This is a genomic window from Mesorhizobium sp. M2A.F.Ca.ET.042.01.1.1, assembly GCF_003997405.1.
Classification (GTDB): Bacteria; Pseudomonadota; Alphaproteobacteria; order Rhizobiales; family Rhizobiaceae; genus Mesorhizobium.
In genome coordinates, this window is sequence record NZ_RZRX01000260.1 from 1 (window position 1) to 8546 (window position 8546).

At 64.7% G+C, this 8546-nt stretch carries 9 protein-coding genes; 5 read left to right on the forward strand and 4 right to left on the reverse strand.

What is annotated here, in order from left to right:
• Together EOA23_RS28275 and EOA23_RS28280 are read right to left on the reverse strand one after the other, a co-directional pair.
• On the reverse strand, nucleotides 1–210 hold a 210-nt coding region (locus tag EOA23_RS28275; protein WP_145966501.1), incomplete at its 3' end, for an aminopeptidase.
• Between the two features lie 124 nt (nucleotides 211–334).
• Nucleotides 335–1249 (reverse strand): LysR substrate-binding domain-containing protein, encoded by a 915-nt coding sequence (locus EOA23_RS28280; protein ID WP_127306576.1) that lies wholly within the window; start codon nucleotides 1247–1249, stop codon nucleotides 335–337.
• A gap of 96 nt (nucleotides 1250–1345) precedes the next feature.
• On the opposite strand from EOA23_RS28280, the gene EOA23_RS28285 reads away from it, so the two are divergent.
• From EOA23_RS28285 to sbmA, 3 genes are all read left to right on the forward strand, one after another.
• Nucleotides 1346–1546, forward strand: a complete 201-nt coding sequence (locus EOA23_RS28285) for a hypothetical protein (protein WP_042645848.1) — start codon at nucleotides 1346–1348, stop codon at nucleotides 1544–1546.
• Nucleotides 1547–1808: 262 nt separating this feature from the next.
• A complete protein-coding gene (locus EOA23_RS28290) occupies nucleotides 1809–2966 on the forward strand; it encodes a YbfB/YjiJ family MFS transporter (RefSeq protein WP_245474367.1) in 1158 nt (385 codons plus the stop codon).
• Nucleotides 2967–3088: 122 nt separating this feature from the next.
• Nucleotides 3089–4366: a peptide antibiotic transporter SbmA gene (gene sbmA / locus EOA23_RS28295; protein ID WP_127306577.1), complete on the forward strand. Its 1278-nt coding sequence runs from the start codon at nucleotides 3089–3091 to the stop codon at nucleotides 4364–4366.
• Between the two features lie 109 nt (nucleotides 4367–4475).
• Here sbmA and EOA23_RS28300 read toward each other — a convergent pair whose 3' ends face one another.
• Entirely contained in the window at nucleotides 4476–5486 is a 1011-nt protein-coding gene (locus EOA23_RS28300) for a polysaccharide deacetylase family protein (RefSeq protein WP_127306578.1), read from the reverse strand.
• A 203-nt stretch (nucleotides 5487–5689) separates the two neighbouring features.
• Here EOA23_RS28300 and EOA23_RS28305 point away from each other — a divergent pair, with 203 nt between their 5' ends.
• The gene (locus EOA23_RS28305) at nucleotides 5690–6355 is read left to right on the forward strand and encodes a tetratricopeptide repeat protein (protein ID WP_127306579.1); all 666 of its coding nucleotides are present in this window, start codon (nucleotides 5690–5692) and stop codon (nucleotides 6353–6355) included.
• A gap of 6 nt (nucleotides 6356–6361) precedes the next feature.
• Nucleotides 6362–7789 carry a ribosome biogenesis GTPase Der gene (der, locus tag EOA23_RS28310; protein ID WP_127306580.1) on the forward strand — a complete coding sequence of 476 codons (1428 nt, stop codon included), beginning with the start codon at nucleotides 6362–6364 and terminating at the stop codon, nucleotides 7787–7789.
• Nucleotides 7790–8024: 235 nt separating this feature from the next.
• Here the strand turns inward: der and EOA23_RS28315 are convergent.
• Nucleotides 8025–8546: LysR substrate-binding domain-containing protein (locus EOA23_RS28315; RefSeq protein ID WP_245474368.1), on the reverse strand; the 522-nt coding region annotated here is incomplete at its 5' end.

The window sequence follows — 8546 nt, forward strand, 5'->3', positions numbered from 1 at the left end:
GTCGTTGAAGATCGGTGTCACCAGCCCGGCGCCCGCCTTGTAGGCGTGCTCGACAATGCGCCGCGTCAGCGGCAGCGCCGCGATCGACGAAGTCAGCACCAGATCCTGACCGGGCTGCAGCTGCAGCCCGACCTTGATGGCGACCTCGGCCAGCCTGTCGAGCTTCACCGGGTCGATGCTTGCCGAAACGCCGCGCGAATGTGTGGTCATGATCCTGCCTGCTATTGTTGGGGTTCTCATCCTTACATAGACCGCTGCGATTGACCTTTCCACCGCGATCGACTGGGCCTGCTCTCAAGCAGGGCGGACAGCGTTGTCGAAAAGTGCGCAGCTTTTAAGCGGCGCTGTCCAGCGCGCGGAACTGCGCCACCGTCGCCTCGATCTCCTCGCGAATCCAGGCCTTGAAGTCGCGCACCTTGCGGCTTTCGCTCTTGGTGGCCGAGGTCACCAGCCAGTAGCCGAGCCCGCTTTCGGCCTTGATCCCGAAGGGCGCGACCAGTCGGCCGTCGGCCAGCGCGTCGGCGGTCAGCAACTGCCAGGCAAGCATCACGCCGTGACCGGCGATCGCCGATTCCAGGCAGAGCATCGGATCGGTGAAGCGCGCGCCCTTCTGGAAGGTGACCGGCTCGACGCCGGCCGCCTCGAACCAGCTGTCCCAGCTGAACATCGCCCGCTCGTCGGTGATGGCGCAGGTCTGCGCCAGATCGCCGATCGACTTCAGCCTGGCCGCGATCGAGGGCGCGCAGACCGGAAACACCTCCTGCGCAAGCAGAAGCTCGGCGCGGTCGCCTGGCCATTTGCCGTCGCCGAGCCGGATGGCGATATCGATGTCAGAGCGGTCGAGATCGGCGACCTTGGCCGAGGCGTCGATGCGCAAAAGCACGTTCGGATGCCGCGCGAAGTGCCGCGACAGCCGGGGCAACAGCCATTTCGAGGCAAAAGCCGGCGCCACCGAGACGACGAGCGTGCACTCGTTGGCCTCGTCGGCCAGCGCCACCGCTTGCGCGAGCTCGCGGAAGCCGGCGCTCAGCCGCGCTGTGAAGGTGGCGCCGAATTCGGTCGGCACCAGCCCACCAGGCGTGCGTTCGAACAACGCCTGTCCCAGCTGCTTTTCCGTGCGCTTGACCTGCTGGCTGACAGCGCTGACCGAGACGTTCAGCTCCGCCGCCGCTGCCGCCAGCGATCCCAGCCGGGCGACGGTTTCCACGGCGCGCAGGCCGTTGAGATGGACGCGGTTCAGCATAGCCATTCAGTTTTTCTAAAGTGGATGGCCCGAAATCTCAATTGAATCCCAACGGGAAAGCGCAGAATTTAACAGGAATAGCCTTGAGCCAGGAGTAGTCCGATGAAGATTTTATCCTTGCTGAAAGGGTTTGCCGCGACCGAGGCGAGGTCGCGCGACGATGGCGAGATCGCCCGCTGGATCACCGATCCGCTGTCGCATCCGGTGCTCGACACCATGTCGGAGCGCGAACTCGGCGACCTGCCGTTCCGGCTGACGGCTCGCCGGACGGCCTACGAGACGGCAGGCGCGGGCTGTCGCTAGTTATTGGCCTTTCGGCGGCGCTCCCCCTCATCCGGCCGCTTCGCGGCCATCTTCTTCCCGGTAGGGAGAAGAAGTTGGCGCCGGCGTCGACAGTCTCTTCTCCCCACCGGGGGTCCGAAGGACGGGCGAGACCCGTGGCTCGCCCCGGAATGGTCAGCCGAGCGAAGCGGAGGCTGGGTGAGGGGACGTCAATGTCTTGGATGTAAGCTGGCCCAACGCAAACGCATTGTTTCGCGAGCGCACATTCTTATTGTGCGCCGCAATGAATGCCTCGCCATCCCCCCTGCGTCTTGCCTTTGCCGGCATGGTAGCGCTTGCCGTCGCCCAGGGCATCGGCCGCTTCGTCTATACGCCGATCCTGCCGGGCATGATGGAGGGACTGCATCTGACGCCGGCCGATGCCGGCTGGATCGCTTCCGCCAATTATCTCGGCTACCTCATCGGCGCTTTGGCCGCCGCCGGCGGCTGGGCGCATGGCCGCGAGCGCCTGCTGATGTTCGCCGGCCTGGCCGCCAGCGCCGTGCTCGCAGGGCTGATGGGTCTCAACGAGACAATGGCCGCCTTCATCGTCATCCGCTTCCTCGCTGGCCTCGCCAGCGCCTTCGTCATGGTGTTCATGGCCTCGATCGTCTTCAGCCATCTGGCGGAAGCCGGACGTGGCGATCTGCAGGCGCTGCATTTCGGCGGCGTCGGCCTCGGCATTGCCGTCTCCTCGGCAGTGCTCGCGATCCTCGTCTCCGACCACGCCGGCTGGGCCTCCGGCTGGATCTGGTCTGGAGTGCTCTCAATGGTTGGCCTGCTCATCGTCATGCTGCTCGCGGGCTCGGCCACGCCGGCCAATGGCGTTGACGGGCGTGAGCCGGCGCTGCCGAAGGACCGGTCGCTGGCGAAGATGATTGTCGCCTACGGGCTGTTCGGCTTCGGCTATGTGGTGACGGCCACCTTTCTGGTCGCCATCGTTCGCCAGGGCGGCGGCGGCCGCGTGTTCGAGGCTACCGTCTGGATGGTCGCCGGGCTTGCCGGCTTTCCCTCGACCTGGTTCTGGCAGAAGCTGGCCGGGCGGATCGGGCTCTATGCCGCCTATGCGGTCACCTGCCTGATCGAGGTGGTCGGCGTCACCGCCAGCGTCGTCGTCAACGGCGCCGCCGGGCCGCTGATCGCCGGTGTCCTGCTCGGCGGCACCTTCATTGCCATCACGGCGCTAGGGATACAGATGGGCAGACAGCTCGCGCCGCGGGCGCCACGCCGCGTCTTCGCGGTGATGACGGCGGCCTTCGGCCTTGGTCAGATCGTCGGCCCGGTCGCCGCCGGCCTGCTCGCCCAGGCCGCGGGCAATTATACCCTTGCCTCGATCATGGCGGCGGTTGCCCTGTTGCTCTCCGGCGTCATTGCCTGGTCGGCCGCGCCAAAATCGCCATGATTTGCGGCCTTGTTCGATGCCGGGCATCGGGCAGGGCATTTTCTTTCCCCCTAATGTGTGACCTTATGCCCGCCGAACAGCAACGCCGCTGATTTGCGGTCAGACCGAGGAAACCCGCCACAGTGTTCGTATCTTTCTTCCCGCAGCCGAAGCTCTTCTTCACCTCGGCCGCCCTCTGGAGCCTTGCGGCGATCCTGTTCTGGTTTTTCGGCGGTGAGCAACTGGGCGCCGTCTTCGGCCTGCCGCCGGCAGCGGCCGGCACGCCGCCCATCATCGGCATCGCAGTGCTGTGGTCGAAGCCGTTCCTGTGGTTCTACCTCTACTTCGTCGCCTGCGTGGCGATCTTCTACGCCTTCTGGAGCTGGTACGCTCCGCACCCATGGCAGAACTGGTCGATCCTGACGACCGCCGTCATCCTGTTCTTCATCTACTTTAACGTTCAGATCTCGGTTGCGGTCAACAATTGGTATGGTCCCTTCTTCGACTACGTCCAAGGCTTGATGTCGGGAACGACTCCCTCGACCAACATAGAATTCTACAAAGGGCTGGCCGATTTCTCCTGGCTGGCGCTGGTCGGCATGAACGTGCAGGTGGTCAACGCCTTCATCGTCAGCCACTGGATCTTCCGCTGGCGCACCGCGATGAACGATTACTTCATGGCCAATTGGAGCCGGCTGCGCCACATCGAGGGCGCCTCACAGCGTATCCAGGAAGACACGATGCGCTTCTCGCAGATCATGGAGGACCTCGGCTCGACCTTCGTCCAGTCGATCATGACCCTGATCGCCTTTCTGCCGGTCTTGATTCAGCTACAGGCTCACATCACCGAATTGCCGATCATCGGCGCGGTTCCTCAACCACTGGTCGTTGCGGCATTGGGCTGGTGTCTATTCGGAACGATCTCCGTCATGGTGGCGGGTCTTAAGCTCCCGGGCCTGCAGTTTCGCAACCAGCGTGTCGAGGCAGCTTATCGCAAGGAGCTTGTCTACGGCGAAGATCATCCCGACCGGGCTCAGCCGGCGACGACGACGCAATTGTTCAACAACGTCCGTCGCAATTATTTCAAGCTCTATTTCCACTACATCTATTTCAACGTTGTTCGTTACACCTACCTGCAGGCCGACAACATCTTCTCGCTGCTGATCCTCGGGCCTTCGCTGGTCGCGCACAAGATCACGTTTGGCGCGCTGAACCAGATCTCGAACGCGTTCGGCAAGGTGACGAATTCGCTGCAGTTCCTGTTGAATTCTTGGTCGACGATTGTCGAGCTGCAGTCTGTGCACAAACGTTTGCGTGCCTTCGAGGCGACGCTGCAAGGCGAACAACTGCCGGTTATCGATCAGCATTATCTGGAACGTGAGCGGGCTGGCATGCGTCCCGAAGATCAGCCGGTAAGTTAAAGCATGTCTCCCGAAAGTGGGAACCGGTTTCGGGATCGAGACATGCGTAAGATCAAACCTAAAGCGCATGGAGCGAATCTGAAAGATTTTAGGGCGCGGCTGGGTCCGGTCAGCCGCCCACACTCGCCTGCGCCTGGCCGGCGCGCCGGCGTGCGACATAATCGCGAAAACTGATACACTCGACATCGGCTTTCACGCAGACCTCGCCGGCGAACCGCTCCAGCGCGTCCCAATAGGCGCCGCCGTTCATCAGCGTGAAGTGGAAGCCGAGCTCCAGCGGCAGGCGTTTGCCGTTGTACTCAGCCTCGAAGGCGGCGCGGAATGCTTGATAGGCGCGCTCGGTGAATTCGCCCGCCATCGCCGGTTTCTCGGCGCCGTCTGAATGGCGGACGTAGAGGTTGTAGTCCATGGCGACCACCGGCTTCGCCTTCGGCCCTTCCGGTATAAGCGGCAGGGCGAAGCGGGTTGTTCCGCTCAGGGTCGGCGGGATCCCCGGACCGTTGGAGACGCCGCTCGCATCATACTGGAAGCCCGCCTCGAGCAGCGCTTCGTAAAGCGCCTTGTCGGTCGAAAGGTATGGCGCGCGGAAACCGCTCACGGCATGACGGGCGAAATCACGCCAGTCGGCCGGTTCGGGGATGCCGTTGATCGCATAGGCGTTCTCGAAGATGCGCCGCACGGAGGCGAATTCGGTCAGCCAGTCGGCCTTGCTCCATGCCTTGCCGTCGAAATGCCCGCAGGCGTGGCTGCCGATGTCGTGGCCCTCGGCAGCCGCCAGCCGGACCTGCTCGAGCCGCTCCGCGACGTCTTGTTTCGAGGCGCCGAAGCCGACATTGGATTTGCCGGCGGTCTTGCCGGGGCCGGCATATTGTCGTCGCGTGTCCGGCGAGAGCAGGAAGACGCAGGACAGGAAATAGGTGAAATGCGCGCCGGTGCGCTTTGCCAGCGCCCGGCTTCGCTGCCATTGCGTGATCTCGCGGGCGGCATCGAAAGAAATCAGCACGACCTGCTTGGGCCTGGCCGGCGAAACGGCTGGCGGTTTCGGCGGATCGGCCAAGGCGGCATTGGCTGAGGCAAGCGCGGCGAGACTGAATGCGAGGACGCGGTACGAACGAAGCATTGGCAACCTTCCGGCGGGAACGTCTCCCGTTGATCGGAAGCCGGCTATCGCGCAAATGTGGCGTCGATGCGGTCCGGCAAGCCCCGTGCGGCATCTGGGGTTCTCAGCCGATTTTCCGGCTCTCCCTCTTCCATGCCGACAAATTTTCGCTAAAACGCGGGCTCAAGAAGCGCCCCCTCTGGGGCAATAATGGTTTTTGATTGATGTCGGACGACAGTTTTATCCGCGAAGTCAACGAAGAGATTCGTCGCGAGCAGGCGCAGGCGCTGTGGGACCGTTTTGGCCCCGCCATCCTCGGCATCGCCATCCTGATCGTGCTGGGAACGGCGGCTGTCGTCGGCTACCGCTATTGGGACGAGAGCCGCGCCAATCGTTCGGGCGACGCCTTCTCGGCGGCCCTCAAGCTCGCCAATGACGGCAAGAACGACGAGGCGATCGCCGCGCTCGATCAGCTGGAGAAGGACGGCTACGGCGCCTATCCGCTGCTCGCCCGCATGCGCGCCGCGACCGTCAAGGCCGACAAGGGCGACGTCGACGGCGCGGTCAAGGATTTCGACGAAGTCGCCGCCGACAACGCCATCCCCGCCGGCATCCGCGACATCGCGCGGCTGAGGGCAGCACTGCTGCTCGTCGACCACGGCTCCTTCGCCGATGTCTCCAGCCGCGTCGAGGCGCTCACTGCCGACACCAATCCGCTGCGCCATTCGGCGCGCGAGGCGCTTGGCCTTGCCGCCTGGAAGGACGGCAAGTCGGCCGATGCGCTCAAACTGTTCGACCAGATCTCTTCGGATGGGGCTGCCCCGCGCAATGTGCGCCAGCGGGCGCAGCTGATGTCCGAGCTGATCCGCGGGTCGGGCAACGCGTCGTGATCCTGGATGGGCTTCAAAGTCGCCATCATCGGTCGGCCTAACGTCGGCAAATCGACTCTTTTCAATCGGCTGGTCGGAAAGAAGCTGGCGCTTGTCGACGACACGCCGGGCGTCACGCGCGACCGCCGCGTCCATGCGGCAAAACTTTACGATCTTCATTTCGATGTCATCGACACCGCCGGTTTCGAGGATGCGGCCGCCTCGACGCTGCCCGGCCGCATGCGCCAGCAGACCGAGATCGCCATTCGCGAGGCCGATCTCATCTTCTTCACCGTCGATGCCAAGTTGGGCCTGATGCCGGACGACCGCACCTTCGCCGACGTCGTGCGGAAATCCGGCAAGCCGGTTGTGCTCGTCGCCAACAAGGCCGAGGCGCGCGGCGCGCAAGGCGGCATGCTGGAGGCCTGGGAGCTTGGCCTCGGCGAGCCGATCCCGGTCTCGGCCGAGCACGGCCAGGGCATGCCCGACCTGCGCGACGCGGTGGTCGAAGCCTTGGGCGAAGAGCGCGCGCTCGGCGAGGAGGAAGACGACAGCGACGAGATCGCCGCCAGCGAGGTGCTGATCGGCGAGGACATTGCCGCCCCGGATGCCGAGCCCGCCTATGACGACACCAAGCCGCTGCGCATCGCAGTCGTCGGCCGGCCGAATGCCGGCAAATCGACGCTGATCAACGCGCTGATCGGCGAGGAGCGGCTGCTCACCGGCCCGGAGGCCGGCATCACGCGCGATTCGATCTCGGTCGACTGGGACTGGCGCGGCCGCCGCATAAAGCTGTTCGACACCGCCGGCATGCGGCGCAAGTCGAAGGTGCAGGAGAAGCTGGAAAAGCTCTCGGTGCAGGATGGCCTGCGCGCCATCCGCTTCGCCGAGATCGTCATCATCGTGCTCGACGCGACCATCCCCTTCGAGAAGCAGGACCTGCAGATCGCCGACCTGATCATCCGCGAGGGCCGGGCGCCGGTGATCGCCTTCAACAAATGGGACCTGATCGACAACCCGCAGGAATTGCTGGCCGAGCTGCGCGAAAAGACCGAGCGGCTCTTGCCGCAGGTGCGCGGCATCCAGGCGGTGACGGTGTCGGCCGAGACCGGGCGTGGCCTCGATAAGCTGATGGAAAGCGTCATCAAGACGCACAAGGTCTGGAACAGCCGCGTCTCGACCGGCAAGCTCAACCGCTGGCTGGAAGGCATCCTGGCGCATCATCCGCCGCCCGCCGTCGCCGGCCGCCGGCTGAAGATCAAGTATGTGACCCAGGCAAAAACCCGGCCGCCGGGCTTCGTCGTCTCCTGCTCGCGCCCGGACGCGATGCCGCAATCCTATGTCCGCTATCTCACCAACAGCCTGCGCGAAGCCTTCGACATGCCCGGCGTGCCGATCCGCATGGCGCTGCGGACGTCGGACAATCCTTTCGCGGGCCGCGCGAAGAAGCGGTGAGGCATTAGAGCGGCGACACCTCTCCAGTCGTCATCCACGGGCGAAGCAAGGAGCGAAGCGACGCGCGCAGACCCGAGGATCCATGCCGTGACTTCGAGGCGCCGCCTACGGTTCAGAATTCTGCTCCGCTGCGCCCTACGTTCGAGGTAACGGCATGGATTCTATGGTCTGCGCGCGTCGCTTCGCTCCTTGCTCCGCCATAGAATGACGAAAGCGCGGGGCGTCGGCCGAGAAACTAGGCCACTTCCCGCAATCCCTCCTTGGTCCGCGCCCCCTCCTGCAGCGTCTCCAGCGCGGCCTGCAAAAGAATCTCCGCCAGCCGCGCCGCGACCGGGTCGAGCTCGGCGTCCTTCTGGTGGAGATGCAGCGCCATCATCGGCAGGGCGGGAAGCCCCAATACGCCCGGCGCGATCGCCCTGACATTGGCGGGCAGGCCGATGTCGGTGCGGATCGTCAGGCCGAGGCCAGCCGCCACCGCCGCCCAGATGCCGCCGAGACTGGGGCTCGAGAATGCCATGCGCCAGGGTATGCCGGCGCGGTCGAGCGTTTCCGTCGCGACAGTGCGCAACAGGCACGGCGCCTCGAACACCACCAGCGGCAGCGGCTCGCCATTGCGCGAAGCGGTCTCGATCGGCTTCGCCGGGCCGATCCAGCGCGACTGCACATCGGCGACATGGCGGCTGTAGGGCAGGGTGGCGCCGTCATGCCAGGCGAGCGCGATGTCGAGATTGCCGGACAGGACGCGTTCGCCTGGCAT

Bases quoted from the DNA above. Each gene is read 5' to 3' on its own strand.
- EOA23_RS28305 (WP_127306579.1), top strand. From the start codon at position 5,690: ATGTCGGACGACAGTTTTATCCGCGAAGTCAACGAAGAGATTCGTCGC.
- EOA23_RS28280 (WP_127306576.1), bottom strand. From the start codon at position 1,249: ATGGCTATGCTGAACCGCGTCCATCTCAACGGCCTGCGCGCCGTGGAA.
- der (WP_127306580.1), top strand. From the start codon at position 6,362: ATGGGCTTCAAAGTCGCCATCATCGGTCGGCCTAACGTCGGCAAATCG.
- EOA23_RS28300 (WP_127306578.1), bottom strand. From the start codon at position 5,486: ATGCTTCGTTCGTACCGCGTCCTCGCATTCAGTCTCGCCGCGCTTGCC.
- EOA23_RS28285 (WP_042645848.1), top strand. From the start codon at position 1,346: ATGAAGATTTTATCCTTGCTGAAAGGGTTTGCCGCGACCGAGGCGAGG.
- EOA23_RS28290 (WP_245474367.1), top strand. From the start codon at position 1,809: ATGAATGCCTCGCCATCCCCCCTGCGTCTTGCCTTTGCCGGCATGGTA.